Annotated in this window: 9 protein-coding genes; 4 read left to right on the forward strand and 5 right to left on the reverse strand. The window is 71.6% G+C overall.

The genetic code is table 11. The features are described 5' to 3' along the window. Positions 1–145: 145 nt before the first annotated feature. Entirely contained in the window at positions 146–808 is a 663-nt protein-coding gene (locus tag AB0C78_RS49650; protein ID WP_360762487.1) for a hypothetical protein, read from the reverse strand. Positions 809–1,110: 302 nt separating this feature from the next. Here AB0C78_RS49650 and AB0C78_RS49655 point away from each other — a divergent pair, with 302 nt between their 5' ends. After that, positions 1,111–1,509, forward strand: coding sequence for a hypothetical protein (locus AB0C78_RS49655; RefSeq protein ID WP_360762489.1), 399 nt, complete (start codon positions 1,111–1,113; stop codon positions 1,507–1,509). Positions 1,510–1,575: 66 nt separating this feature from the next. After that, entirely contained in the window at positions 1,576–3,843 is a 2,268-nt protein-coding gene (gene secD, locus AB0C78_RS49660; protein WP_360762492.1) for a protein translocase subunit SecD, read from the forward strand. Positions 3,844–3,891: 48 nt separating this feature from the next. On the opposite strand, the gene AB0C78_RS49665 is transcribed toward secD, so the two are convergent. From AB0C78_RS49665 to AB0C78_RS49675, 3 genes are read right to left on the reverse strand one after another with little or no spacing between them, the layout of a single operon-like run. Then, positions 3,892–5,205 (reverse strand): septum formation family protein, encoded by a 1,314-nt coding sequence (locus tag AB0C78_RS49665; protein WP_360762494.1) that lies wholly within the window; start codon positions 5,203–5,205, stop codon positions 3,892–3,894. Continuing rightward, complete coding sequence (locus AB0C78_RS49670; RefSeq protein ID WP_360762497.1) at positions 5,124–6,179, reverse strand: septum formation family protein; 1,056 nt, start codon at positions 6,177–6,179, stop codon at positions 5,124–5,126. Before AB0C78_RS49670 ends, AB0C78_RS49665 begins: the two co-directional genes overlap by 82 nt. Before the next feature lie 43 nt (positions 6,180–6,222). Further along, complete coding sequence (locus AB0C78_RS49675; RefSeq protein ID WP_360762500.1) at positions 6,223–7,329, reverse strand: septum formation family protein; 1,107 nt, start codon at positions 7,327–7,329, stop codon at positions 6,223–6,225. Positions 7,330–7,499: 170 nt separating this feature from the next. On the opposite strand from AB0C78_RS49675, the gene AB0C78_RS49680 reads away from it, so the two are divergent. After that, complete coding sequence (locus AB0C78_RS49680; protein WP_360762503.1) at positions 7,500–9,257, forward strand: bifunctional UDP-sugar hydrolase/5'-nucleotidase; 1,758 nt, start codon at positions 7,500–7,502, stop codon at positions 9,255–9,257. 78 nt (positions 9,258–9,335) lie between these two features. On the opposite strand, the gene AB0C78_RS49685 is transcribed toward AB0C78_RS49680, so the two are convergent. Further along, positions 9,336–11,222 carry a glycoside hydrolase family 15 protein gene (locus tag AB0C78_RS49685; protein WP_360762506.1) on the reverse strand — a complete coding sequence of 629 codons (1,887 nt, stop codon included), beginning with the start codon at positions 11,220–11,222 and terminating at the stop codon, positions 9,336–9,338. A 341-nt stretch (positions 11,223–11,563) separates the two neighbouring features. Here AB0C78_RS49685 and ppdK point away from each other — a divergent pair. After that, the coding region (gene ppdK, locus AB0C78_RS49690; RefSeq protein ID WP_360762509.1) for a pyruvate, phosphate dikinase at positions 11,564–14,299 on the forward strand (2,736 nt) is incomplete at its 3' end.

Consider the following 14,299-nt stretch of genomic DNA (forward strand, 5'->3'; position numbering starts at 1 on the left):
CGTGATCGACAGGTCGTGCCGGCGCTCCCGGTGCACCTCGGCGCGCGGCGGGCTGTGGCGGCCCGCTTCTTCATCGGGAGCGCTGCCGGGAGCGATCGATCGCGGCGATGGGAGCACGTCGCTCGGGAGCGCACCCCTCTGGTGATCAGCCCGTGACGTACAGGGTCTGGTCGTAGGTGCCGGATCCGGCGGTGGTCTCGCCCTGGAGCTGGTAGGTCGCGGTGACGGTGGCGGTGGACGGGCAGAGGAAGTTGCTGCCGGACTGCTTGTTCACCGTGGCGCCGTTCACGCCGACCTGGGCCTGGTTGTTGCTGGTGACGGGACGGTTGGCGTTGTCGGGGTTGTAGCCGTTGGCGGTGAGGTTGCCGCCGAAGATGCAGGTGATGCCGCCGAACAGGTCGACGACGGCCTTGACGCTGAAGTTGGCGATGGTGACCGCCGCGTCGCGGTTGCCGGTGTGGCCGGAGTCGTAGACGACGGTGCCGCCGGTCCACGGCAGCTTCTGCGCGGTGATCGTGACGGAGGCGGTGCCGGTGCAGCTGGTGAAGGTCGCGCTGCCGATGCTGAGGCCGGTGCCGTCGGAGTTGATCGATCCCTTCATCGTCGACTGGCTGCAGGAGCCGCTGCCGATCGAGGTGGAGACGGTCGCGTTGCCGAGCAGCGAGGCCTGCACGTTGCCGGAGTAGGGGGCGGCGGTGGCCGAGCCCTTGCGGATGGTCGTGCCCGCGGCCGAGGCGGGGGCGATCCCCGCGGCGAGGACGGCCAGGGCGGCGGTCCCGATGATCGCGGTCTGTCTGATACGTGCCACCGGAAACTCCTTTGTCCGGTTCGGGGTGGGCAACGCGAAAGTAATTCGCCTTTCCGGGCCGGGCAATGGCCGGGGGCCGAACCCGGCCTGGCCGGATTGGGACACCAGCCAGTGTCTGCTGGTAAGGCCGGGCGGGCGGCGGCCCGGTAGGGGGCTGTGGCGCGGGACCCGGTTGACGGAGTCCCGACTCCGTGCTTGCTCGCTTTGTTGCGGTCCAATGCGCCCGGTCGCGAAGTGGCCTAGATTGGGCGGACCATGGCCGCCCCGGCGGCCCCGCGTCGGCCGAGGGACGGAGGAGGGCCATGCGCGAACCGCGCCGCTCGCCCGCCTCGCCCGCCGCCGTCCGCTGGCTGCTCGCCGTCGCGCTCGGGCTCCTCGGCCTCGCCGGAGCGCCCGCCGCGAGCGCCCTCACCGCCGGAGCGCACGGCGGTGGCGTAGGCGCCATCGCCCGTGCCGCCACCGTCCAGCACGTCACCGGACGGGCGTCCGCGCCCCGCACGACGCACGCCGCAGCGGCGGCGGCGCGGCACCACGCCGGGCCGTCCGCACCGGTCGCGCCGGGCGCGCTTGCGCCCGCCGGGCCCGACGTCCGCCCGGCGCTCGTCCGGACGGTCCGGCCCGCCGCCCGCTTCACCGAGCCCGTCGTCGCCCCCACGGGCGCCCCGCGGGGACGCGCCCCGCCCACCGCCACACGGATCTGACGTTCCGTCCAGCGGCGCCGCCCCCTGCGAAGCGGTGGCGCCATAGCTCCGTGTGGAGGTTTCCCCTTGACTCGCGCCAACGCGGTGCGGGCGGTCCTGGCGTTCGCCGTGCTCGCCGCATCGCTGTACTTCGCCCTGTCCGAACCCGCCCGGCTGGGCCTCGACCTGCGCGGCGGGACCCAGATCGTCCTCGAGACCCGGGACTCGCCGACCGCGAAGGCCGGCCGTGACGCCACCGACCGCGCCCGCCAGGTCCTGCACCGCCGCATCGACGCGCTCGGCGTCGCCGAGGCGTCCATCACCCGGTCCGGCGACCGCCGGCTGATCGTCGAACTCCCCGACGTCCAGGACCCGTCGCACGCCGCCGCGCTGCTCGGCCGGACGGCCCAGCTCACCGCCCACCCCGTCCGCGCGGCCGACGGACCGGCCGGCACCGGCGAGAAGGAGATCCCGGACGAGAGCGGCCGGCCGGTCATCATCGGGCCCGCCGTGCTCACCGGCGACGGCGTCGGCTCGGCCGCCGCGTCCTTCGACCCCGAGGGCCTCGGCGGCTGGGACGTCGGCATCACGTTCCGCGGAGGGGGCGGCGCGGCCTGGGAGAAGGCGACCGCCAAGGCCGCCTGCGCCACCGGCGACGAGCGCCGCGTCGCGTTCGTCCTGGACGGCAAGGTCATCTCGTCGCCGCAGGTCAGCGCCGACGTCGCCTGCGGCACCGGGATCACTGGCGGGTCCACCCGGATCACCGGCAACTTCGGCGCCGACGAGGCCAAGGACCTCGCGGCGCTGGTGCAGGGCGGCGCGCTGCCCGTCCCGGTGAAGATCGTCGAGCAGCGGGTCGTCGGCCCCACCCTCGGCGAGGAGGCGATCAGGGCCAGCGCCTGGGCCGCCGTCATCGGCGTCGCCCTCACCGGCCTGTTCATCGCCGCCGTCTACCGGCTCGTCGGCCTGCTCGCCACCGCCGCGCTCGCCGGCTACGCGCTGATCTCCTACGCCGCGCTCGTCGCCGCCGGCGCCACCCTCACCCTGCCCGGCCTCGCCGGGTTCGTCCTGGCGATCGGCATGGCGATCGACGCGAACGTGCTCGCGTTCGAACGCGCCCGGGAGGAACGCGCCGCCGCGCCCGGCCGGTCCCCCCGCAACGCCCTCGCCATCGGGTTCACCAAGGCGTGGTCGGCGATCGCCGACTCCGCCGCCACCACGCTGCTCGCCGGCGGCCTGCTGTTCTTCCTCGCGTCCGGACCGGTCAAGGGCTTCGGCGTCACCCTGTGCATCGGCGTGCTCGCCTCGCTGGTCTCCGCGATGCTGCTCAGCCGCGTCCTCACCGATGCCGCTCTGGCCCGCATGCCGAGGATCGGCCGCTCCAAGGCCGGCGGTCTCGGCGCCGGGGGCCGGATCCGCCGATGGCTCGACCACCGCCGTCCCGACCTGATGAGGCGCCGCACCCTCTGGCTCGCGATCTCCGGTCTCGCCGTCGTCCTCGCCCTCACCGGGATCTTCGCCCGGGGCCTGAACTACGGCGTCGAGTTCACCGGCGGACGCGCCGTCGAGTACACCACGAACCGTCCCGTCGACATCGGCGACGCCCGCACCGCCGTCGCCCGCGCCGGATTCCCGCAGGCCACCGTGCAGACGTCCGGCAAGGACGGCATCGCCGTCCGCACCACCGAGCTCACCGACGCGCAGGAGAAGCGCATCCGCGACGCGCTCGCGCGGCAGGGCGGCGGCGCGACGAAGCAGCGCGACGAGCTGATCGGCCCGAGCCTCGGCGGCGAGATGCGCACCAAGGCCCTGATCGCGCTCGGCGTGGCCCTGCTGGTGCAGCTCGGCTACCTGACGTTCCGGTTCCGCTGGACGTTCGCGGCCGGGTCCGTGCTGGCGATGCTGCACGACGTCGTGATCGTCACCGGCCTGTTCGCCTGGCTCGGCAAGCCCGTCGACGGTGTCTTCCTCGCCGCGCTGCTCACCGTCATCGGCTACTCGGTGAACGACTCCGTCGTGGTGTTCGACCGCGTCCGGGAACTGTGGACGGCCGAACCCCGCGCCCCCTTCGCGGACGTCGCGAACCGGGGAGCGCTGCAGACCGTCCCCCGCACCGTCAACACCGGCATGGGCGCCCTGTTCATCCTGGCCGCCCTCGCCGTCCTCGGTGGCGACACGCTGACCGACTTCGCGATCGCGCTCCTTGCGGGCATCCTCGTCGGCACCTACTCCAGCGTCTTCACCGCCACGCCGCTCGCGATCGTCCTGGAACGCTTCGCGGGCCCGCCGCCACGCCCCCGCACCGCAGCGCCCCGCGCCGCCCGCACCCCAGGCGACTCCGGCGCCGTCGTCTGACCCCCCACGGCGTGCCGCCGCCCCTGACCGGCGGCACGCCGTCCGCGGTCACTTGCCCAGCACGGACTTCTTCAGCGTCCCGTGCGCCGGCTGGGCGAGGCAGACCACTTTCTGCTCACTGAATCTCCAGTCCCGACTCGACGGCGCCCGATAGTAGTTCTCCAGATCGACGGGCGGCGGATTCTTGGCGAAGACCTTGTCCGCCCTCTTCCCGCACCCGGTCGCCGCGTACTTTTCGACGACCTTTCTTCCCGGGTACTCCCAGGGGCTGCCCGCAGTCGCCAGGCCCTCCTGGGACAGGTAGAACACGGCATAGACCTGGACCTTATGCGGTTCGGTGCACGGGACGCTTCGTGCCACCGGATCGGCGAGCTCCCATTCGACGAAGCAGTCGCCGACCTCGACCTCCCTCAACGACTTCAGGTCCTGGTCGACGGTCGTGGCCAGCGGCGCGTTCAAGCCCCCTGCACCGGTGTAACGCATCGCGCACGTCACCCGCCGGTCGCCGTTCCGCCGGGCCGCCAGGTCGGGCTTTTCGACGTAGATTTGAAGATCCTTGAAGTAACGGCTCTTCGTGAGGAACTCGAGCCGGTCCGTGCAGATCTTCGCCGCCTCCGCCTCCAGTCCCTCATCGCCGGGAGCGATGCCCCCTTCGGACAGCATCGCCTCCGCGACGATCTCACCGTCGTGCGGGCGCGTGCACGGCAGTGCGGTGACGAGCACCTCGGTCTGGTCCTTCCCGAACCCGGTGAAGCAGTCGCCGACCTTGAGGCGTGAGAGGACGGTCTTGCCGCTCCCGGTGATGTGACCGGCCTCGTCGCGTTCCGGGGAGAGGAGGGAGCCCGCGGCGATGGCGACGGCGACGGCGCCGGTGAGGATCCACGCCACCGACGCCGCGAGCCCGCCGACCGCCAGTCCCCGGCCCTTCTCGTCGCGGCGACCCGTCTGCACGAACGCCGCGATCGCGAACGCGATCGACAGCGGCGCCAATCCGACGAGCCCGGTGACGAGCGCGCCCTTGGCCCACCCGTTCGTCCGCTGCCAGAACACCGGTTCCGGGGCCGCGGCCGGCGCCGGGGTCGCTCCCCTTCCGCCGGCACCGGCTCCGAGCGCCGGGCGCACCACCACCTCCGGCCTGTCCGGCAGGTCCCCGAGCGGCACTTCGCCGGACGAGCCGTCCGGCGGCGCCCACGCGGCCGGATCCACCCGCTTCCCAGGTGCGTCAGGACGACCGGTTTCAGGTGAGGCCGAGCCGTTCCCCTCTTCGGAGGGAGGTGTCGTCATTTCGTGACCACCGTTCGTGTCAGCATTCCGTTCCGGGCCTTCACCACACAGATGACCGACGGGAGCCCGGCGCCCCACTTCTCGGCGGAAGGCGCCATGAAGTCCAGCACGCCGCCGGCCGGCGGATGCCCGCCGAAAACCTGTTCCGCATGCTCACCGCACGCGTGCGCCGCCTTGCGGGCGAGCGCCTTCTTCCCCGGGTAGGCGAACGGATTGCTTCCCAACCGCAGTTCGAACAGGTCTGCTGTGGCGTAGACCTCTATCTCGTGCGGCTGCGAACAGGAAACGGGACTGACCATGGAGGCCTCGGCGTCCCATTTCGCGAGGCAGTCGCCGGCGACGAGCGCGCCCACCGGTTTCCGATGGATGTCGACGGTGGCGGCGAGCGGCTCGGACAGCGGGGTGCCGCCCCTGTAGAGGACGGCGCACGTCACATGCCGGTCCCCGCGAAGCCAGTTCGACGGGGTGGGTTCGTCGATGAATTCGTCGAGATCGTCCAGATAGCGGCTCTGGGCCAGGAAATTGAACCTGGCCGTGCAGACCTTTTCCGCCTCGTCGGAGAGCCCCTGGTCGCCGGGGTAGGTGTCGTCGTCCGGCAGGGACGCCTGCGCGGCTATCTCCCCGTCGTGGGGACGCGTACACGGCAGCACGGTCACGAGCCGGTCCGCGGCCGTCTTCTCCAGTCCGATGAAGCATTCGCCGGTATTCAGCCTGGCCACGGCTACCCTGCCCGTGCCGCCGGTGCGGTGAAGGCGCGGTCCATATGCCATGACAAGCGACAAAGCGATGAGCCAGGCGGCGGAGACGGCGATGGCGGAGAAGGCCAGCGCCGTGCCCTTCTCGCGCTCGCCCTTCTCGTGGCGGCGCACGATCTGGGCGAGGGCGGTGACGGCGAGGGCGACCGCGAGAATGCCCAGCCCGAGGAGGCTGCTGATCAGCGCGGCGATCGCGAGCGGGTTCCTGCGGGCGGGCGCCTGTGCGGCGGGTTCGGGGGACGCCCCGGCGTCCGCCGGCGGTGCCGGTTCGGGCTCCGGAGCGTCTTGCGCGTTCATTCGAGGGCCGAGCCTTTCAGGCAGCGGTTCGGGAGGATTCCGGTCAGTGCGGGACCACTGATTTCTTGAGCGGGCCGCCCCTGCCGGTGACCATGCAGTAGACGAGCCGCGAGCCCTGCGACTCCCAGCCGTCCCTGGTCGGACCCCAGAACGCCGGATCCGCGCTGGACGGAGGCTTGCCATGCCACAGCCGTTTGGCGCGGGTGGCGCACCCTTCGTCGGCCTTCCTCTCGATCGCCTTCTCACCGGGGTATTCGTTGCCCTGGAGGGTGAAAACGGCGAACAGTTCGTACTCGTGGGGCTCGGTGCACTCGACCAGCGGCTGCTTGTCGGCGGCACTCCACTTCTTGATGCAGTCGCCCGGCCGCAGTTGTGTCGTCCACTGCAGGTTCCCCTGGAGAGCGGATGCGAGCGTGGAGGTGAGCTTTTCGGAGCCGGTGTAGCGCAGGACGCAGATGACGTCGTGGTGGCCCTTGACCCAGGCGGCCCGGCGAGGGCGGTCGATGTGCAGTTCGAGGTGGCCGGAGTAGCGGCTTTTCAGCAGGAACCCGGCTTTGTCCCGGCACTCCTTCGTCGCTTCGGTGAGGAGCGTCGCGTCGCCGGGATAGGGGGCGTCGGCCAGGGTGACGACGGCGCCGATCTCTCCCTCGTGCGGCCGGGTGCACGGCGTCTTGGTCACGTAGACGCTGGTCCGGTCGTCCTGGAGATCGGTGAAGCAGTCGCCGGCGAGGAGGGCGGTGACGCGCGGCTTCCCGCCCTTGCTCTGCGGGGCGTCGCCGATGCCGGACTCCAGGACGCCCGTGGCGAGGACGAGCACGGCGGCGGTGATCCAGGCGGCGGACGCGGCGAGGCCGCCGGCCGCGAGGCCCTTGCCCTTCTCGCCGCGGCGGCCCGCCTGGACGAAGGCGGCGATCGCGAAGCCGATCGCGAACACGACGAGGCCGAAGATCCCGCTGAGCAGGGCGACGATCGCGAACCGGTTCGTCCGGCGAGGCGCGGGCGCCGGGCCGGGTGCGGGCGGTGCGAAGGCGGCGGCGTGCTCCGGTGATGGGGGAGCGGCGGTGCCGGTGCCCGGCGGCGTCCAGGCGGCCGCGGCGGACGGTTCTTCGGGGGTGTCCTGGACGTCGTCAGCGTCCGGTGGCGTTGTCACAGCGGGAAAGTACGCGATCAAGGTCACAAATAGCGCATTTCCGGCGGTCGTCGCCAAGTTGTGATCATGGCCGTTCACCTGGCGATGATCTTCTCCTCGCCCGCCGGACACCCGGTGCTGATGATCTTCTGCCGATCGGTCCGACCGGCGGAAGGTGCCCTGTGTCTCGAATGTCCCGACGGCTGGCCGGGGGCGCGGTCGCCCTCGCCGCCCTCACAGCGGGGACGGTGCCCGCCGCGCACGCCGGGCAGCCCGGCCCCGTCGACGTGCAGCTGCTGTCCATCACCGACTTCCACGGCTACCTGCAGCCCTACGACGACGCGGCGAACGGGCAGGTGAAGCTGCCGGACGGGACGGTCCTGAAGGTCGGCGGCGCCGCCTACAACGCCGCGCACCTGGAGCGGCTCCGCGCGGGCAAGAAGAACTCGATCCTGTTCTCGGTCGGCGACAACTTCAGCGGCTGGCCGTTCGAGGTCGACGCGTTCCGGGACGAGCCGACGATCGAGGTGCTCAACAGGCTCGGCGTCCGGTTCTCCACGGTCGGCAACCACGAGCTCGACGTGTCGGCGGGGTTCCTCAAGGACCACATGATGAAGGGCCGCTGCTTCGGCACGGTGGACGTCGACAGCTGCTTCACCGACTCCACCGGCAAGCGGTTCCGGGGCGCGGACTTCCCCTTCTACACCGGCAACATCGTCGGCGCGAAGACCGGGAAGCCGATCCTGAAGCCGTACAACATCGAGTGGGTGCGCGGGGACGGCGGCCGGAAGGTCCCGGTCGGGTTCATCGACCTGACCGTCCCGGACACCCCGACCGGGTCCACGTCCTACCAGCCGGACCTGCGGTCGCTTCCGCTGCTGGAGACGGCGAACAGGTACGCGGCGGAGCTGAAGAAGCGCGGTGTGAAGGCGATCGTCGCGAACGTCCACGACGGCGGGTCGGCGGACGGCGCGGGCTTCGACGGCTGCAAGGACCCGCACGGCCCCGTCATCGACTTCGCGAAGCAGGCGTCGCCGGACATCGACGCGATCTTCACCGGGCACTGGCACGCCGGCTTCACCTGCACGATCGCCGACCCGGCCGGGAACCCCCGCCCGGTCATCGAGGGCCTCAACCACGGGCGGCTGATCAGCGAGATCGACCTGCGGCTGGACGCCCACGGCGAGGTGATCCGGGGTGAGACCAGGGCCGTCAACCATCCGGTGACCAGGGACATCGCCCCCGACCCGGCCGTGCAGAAGATCGCCGACTACTGGACGGCGCGCGGCGACGAGCGGTCCGCGCAGCCGCTGGCGCGGCAGACCGGCGACTTCACCCGAACGCAGAACGGCAGCGGCGAGAGCACCATGGGGGACCTCGCCGCCGACGTCCAGTACTGGGCGGCCGGGACGTCCCGCAAGGGCCGCGCCGATCTCGCGCTCGTCGCCACCAAGCCCGTCACCGGCTCGAACGCGGTCGCGCGGGACCTGCCGTACGCGAAGGGGACCGGCGCCGGCGACGCCGACGGGCGCGTGACGTTCGGCGAGGCGTGGAGCGCCTACGGGTACGGCAACCCGATCCTCACCGTCACGGTGACCGGCGAGCAGATCCATCAGGCGTTGGAGCAGCAGTGGCAGGGCGCGAAGTTCGCGCCGTTCGCCGTGTCGGAGAACGTCCGCTACTCCTACGACGCGTCGCGGCCGGCCGGCGCCCGCGTCGACCCGGCGCACGTCACGATCGACGGGAAGCCGCTCGACCCGTCCAAGAAGTACCGGCTCGCCGCGCTCGCGTACACGCTGATCGGCGCGGACGGCTACACCGCGTTCACCGGGTTCACCGGCGCGTACCGCAACGAGCTGCCCGACCACGAGGCGTTCGTCGCGTACCTGAAGGCGCACCCGGTGATCAGCCCGGCGCCGCTCGGCCGGGTCGCCCCGGCCGCGAGCTGAACCGCCGCGAAAAGGCGCCGTGGCCCGGGACGACCCCGGCCACGGCGCCCGGCGGTTCAGGTCACGGCGCCCGGCGGCTCAGGCCAGCGGCGGCTGCTCCTGCTCGCCCTCCGCGTTGATCACCTGCATCACCGCGTTGATCAGCGCGAGGTGGGTGAACGCCTGCGGGAAGTTGCCGAGGTGCCGCCCGGTGTGCGGGTCGATCTCCTCGGCGTACAGCTGCAGCGGGCTCGCGTACGACAGCAGCTTCTCGCACAGCGCCCGCGCCCGGTCCAGCTCACCGATCATCACCAGCGTGCTGACCAGCCAGAACGAGCAGATCGTGAAGGTGCCCTCCTCCGACTCGAACCCGTCGTCGGTCTCGGTCGCCCGGTACCGCAGGACGAGGTCGTCCTCCGACAGCTCGTCCGCGATGGCGAGGACCGTCTCCCGGACCCGCTTGTCGTCGGCCGGCAGGAACCCCAGCAGCGGGATCAGCAGCGCCGACGCGTCCAGCGCGTCCGCGCCGTAGTGCGCGGTGAACACGCCGCGCTCGTCGAGCGCGTTCGCCAGCACGTCCGCGTGGATCTCGTCGGCGGCGGCCTGCCAGCGGCGCGCCCGCTCCTGGTCGCCGCGGATCCGGGCCAGCCGCGCGCCGCGGTCGGCCGCGACCCAGCAGAACACCTTCGAGGAGGTGAAGTGCTGCGGCTCGCCGCGCACCTCCCACATCCCGCAGTCGGGGGTGCGCCAGTTGGCGAGCGCGTCCTCCACCTGCTTGACGACGATCTTCCAGAGCCGGTCGTCGAGCCGGTCGCGCTTGCGCACGAACAGGTAGATCGACCCGATGATCGCGCCCCACACGTCGTGCTGGGCCTGCATGTACGCCTCGTTGCCGATGCGCACCGGGCGGGCGTTGTCGTAGCCGGTCAGGTGCTCGAGCGTGGACTCGGGCAGCTCCTCCCGGCCGTCCAGCCCGTACATGATCTGCAGCTTGCCCTCGGCGGCCTCGGCGACGTCGGTGATGAAGTAGAAGAAGTCGTTGGCCTCCCAGTCGTAGCCGAGGGTGTAGAAGGCCCACAGCGCCATGGTGGAGTCGCGGATCCAGGTGTAGCGGTAGTCCCAGTTCCGGTCGCCGCCCGGCGTCTCCGGCAGCGACGTCGTCGCCGCGGCCGCGACCGCGCCCGACGGCGCGAACGTCAGCCCCTTCAGGGTGAGCGCGCTGCGCTGCAGGTGGCTGCGCCACGGGTGGTCGGGGAACCGGCCGCGGTCCAGCCAGTGCTGCCAGTGGTGGACGGTCCAGACGAGCCGCTCCTGCGCCTCCTCCCACGACGACGGCGCGGCGTGCTCGCTCCACGACAGCGCCACGAACCGGGACTCGCCCTGCTTCAGCAGCGTCCGGGACGTCGCGAGGGACCCCTCGAACCCGACGTTCATGTCGGTGGTCAGCCGGAGCCCGACGCCGTTCCCGCGCGCGACGGCCTCGTGGTACCCGGCGCCGGTGTGCTCCCAGCGGGCCGGGGTCTGGCCGTAGTCGAACACCGGCATGCAGTCGAGCCGGACCTGGACCTGGCCGTTCACGCACCGCACCATCCGCAGCAAGACGTGGTCGGCGTCGTAGTCGGTGGGGGCGCGGCGGTGCGTGTGGGAGCGTTCCGTCTCGTGGTGCCACGGCCCCATCAGCAGGGCGTCGGTGACCACCAGCCAGCCCCCGTGCACCCACCAGGTCGTCTCCATGACCATGGTGCCGGGGATGTAGCGCTGCGCGGCGGGCACCTCCACGCCCGCGGGGCCGACCCGGAAGTATCCGGCGTCCCGGTCCAGGATGGAGCCGAACACGCTCGGCGAGTCCATCTTCGGCAGGCACATCCACTCGATGTTCCCGCTGGGCGCGACGAGCGCGGTCGTCTCGCAGTCGGACAGGAACCCGAAATCGGCGATCGGGGCGAACGGGTCTCCCGCCCGGCCGCCGGCGACCTTCGGCCTCACAGCCTCACCTCCTTGATCCATCATTCCCTCTCCAGAGCAATGGGTGCGCCAGGAGCGCGAGGTGTTTCCCCGGCGCCGGGCGCGCGGTGTGCGGCCTCATGGGCGTCGTTGCCTTCCAGGTAGTGGAATAGACCACTTGGAATAGACCATTAAAGTGCCTCTGAGCTGCGAAAACGCCGCTCCGGGAACGGGGTGCCGGGAGATCCGGTCAGGCGCGGGTACAGTCCCGGCAAACAGGGCAGCGGACCCGTTGCCGCCTGGGAGAACGCGACGGTGCGCGCTCCCCGGCGCGAGGGTCCGGCACTGCCACTGGGTGGAACCGGAGCGAGAAGGAGCTCCCCGTGCCGAAGTTCGTGTACGACTTCACCGAGGGAAACAAGGACCTCAAGGATCTGCTGGGCGGCAAGGGCGCCAACCTGGCCGAGATGACCAACCTCGGCCTGCCCGTGCCTCCCGGGTTCACGATCACCGCGGAGGCCTGCCGGCATTACCTTGAGCACGGGACCCTGCCCGACGGGCTGGCGGAGGAGGTGAACGCCCACCTCGCCGCGCTGGAGAAGGCGATGGGCAAGAAGCTCGGCCAGCCGGACGACCCGCTGCTGGTCAGCGTGCGCTCGGGGGCCAAGTTCAGCATGCCCGGGATGATGGAGACCGTCCTGAACGTCGGTCTCAACGACGAGTCGGTGCACGGCCTCGCCGCCCAGGCCGGCGACGAGCGGTTCGCGTGGGACTCCTACCGCCGGCTGATCCAGATGTTCGGCAAGACGGTCCTGGACGTGGACGGCGACCTGTTCGAGGACGCCGTCGAGGACGTCAAGCGGGCCCGCGGCACCGACGACGACGTGGACCTCACCGCCGACGACTTCAAGGAGCTGGTGGAGCGGTTCAAGACGATCGTCCGCGAGCAGGCCGGGCGGGAGTTCCCGACCGACCCGCGCGAGCAGATGGACCTCGCCACCGAGGCGGTGTTCGAGTCCTGGAACGCCGACCGCGCGATTTTGTACCGCCGCCAGGAGCGCATCCCCGTCGACCTCGGCACCGCCGTCAACATCTGCTCGATGGTCTTCGGCAACATGGGGATGGACTCGGGGACGGGCGTCGCCTTCACCCGCGACCCCGCGTCCGGGCACCAGGGCATCTACGGCGACTACCTGCAGAACGCGCAGGGCGAGGACGTCGTCGCCGGCATCCGCAACACGGTCCCGCTGACGGAGCTGGAGCGGATCGACAAGGCGTCCTACGACCGGCTTCTCGAGATCATGGAGACGCTCGAGAACCACTACCGCGACATGTGCGACATCGAGTTCACGATCGAGCGCGGGAAGCTGTGGATGCTGCAGACCCGGGTCGGCAAGCGGACCGCCGCCGCCGCGTTCCGGATCGCCTGCCAGCTGCTCGACCAGGGGCTGATCGACGCCGACGAGGCGGCCCTCCGGGTCACCGGTGACCAGCTCGCGCAGCTGATGTTCCCCCGGTTCGCCAGCAAGGTCGACGGCGTCAAGAAGATCACCAAGGGCATGAACGCCTCGCCCGGCGCCGCCGTCGGCAAGGCCGTGTTCACCTCCGAGCGGGCCGTCGAGCTGGCCGAGCAGGGCGAGGACGTGATCCTCGTCCGCCGCGAGACCAACCCCGACGACCTGTCCGGCATGGTCGCCGCGAAGGGCGTGCTGACCTCCCGCGGCGGCAAGACCTCGCACGCCGCCGTCGTCGCCCGCGGCATGGGCAAGACCTGCGTGTGCGGCGCCGAGGAGCTCGACGTCGACGTCAAGGCCGGGACGTTCACCGCGCCCGGCGGCGTCACCGTCGGCGAGGGCGACGTCATCTCGATCGACGGGACGTCCGGCGACGTCTACCTCGGCGAGGTCCCGGTCGAGGACTCCCCGGTCGTCCGGTACTTCGAGGGCGAGCTGTCCGCCGCCGACGGCGACGAGCTGGTCGTCGCGGTGGACCGCGTCATGGAGCACGCCGACGCGAAGGCGGCGATGGCGGTGCGCGCCAACGCCGACAACCCCGAGGACGCGGCGCGGGCTCGCCGGTTCGGCGCCAAGGGCATCGGCCTGTGCCGCACCGAGCACATGTTCCTCGGCGACCGGCGGCAGCTCGTCGAGCAGCTCATCCTCGCCGAGGGCGACGACGAGCGGCAGGCCGCGCTGGACGCCCTGGAGCCGCTGCAGAAGCAGGACTTCGAGGGCATCTTCGAGGCCATGGACGGGCTGCCGGTCACGATCCGGCTCATCGACCCGCCGCTGCACGAGTTCCTCCCCGACCTCACCGAGCTGTCGGTCAGGGTGGCCCTCGCCGGCGACGGCGCCGACCCCAAGGACCGGAGACTGCTCGAGGCAGTCACCCGACTGCACGAGCAGAACCCTATGTTGGGGTTGCGCGGCGTGCGGCTGGGTTTGGTGATTCCGGGCCTGTTCGGCATGCAGGTCCGCGCGATCGCCGAGGCCGCCGCCGCCCGCAAGGCCGCCGGCGGCGACCCGCGCCCGGAGATCATGATCCCGCTCGTCGGGGCGGTGCAGGAGCTGGAGGCCGTCCGCGACGAGGCGCGCGCCATCCTCGACGGCGTCAAGGAGTCCACCGGCGTGGACGTCCCGGCGCTGGTCGGCACCATGATCGAGCTGCCGCGGGCGGCGCTGACCGCCGGGCAGATCGCCGAGGCCGCCGAGTTCTTCTCCTTCGGCACCAACGACCTCACCCAGACGACGTGGGGCTTCTCCCGCGACGACGTCGAGGCGGCGTTCTTCTCCCGCTACCTCGAACTCGGGATCTTCGGGGTGTCGCCGTTCGAGACCCTCGACCGGGAGGGCGTCGGGCGGCTCGTCCGGATCGCCGCCGAGGAGGGCCGCAAGGCCCGTCCGGGGATCAAGCTGGGGATCTGCGGCGAGCACGGCGGCGACCCCGACTCGGTGCACTTCTGCCACGAGGTCGGCCTCGACTACGTGTCCTGCTCGCCGTTCCGGGTACCGGTGGCGCGGCTGGAGGCCGGCCGCGCCGCGATCGAGGCCGCGGGCTCCGGAGGCAGCGACACCGCTGTCGACGACCAAGACGTACCGGCAGCTCGCCCGGATCGCGGG

Origin of the sequence: Actinomadura sp. NPDC048394 (assembly GCF_040651755.1) — a bacterium.
GTDB lineage: Bacteria > Actinomycetota > Actinomycetes > Streptosporangiales > Streptosporangiaceae > Spirillospora > Spirillospora montaniterrae.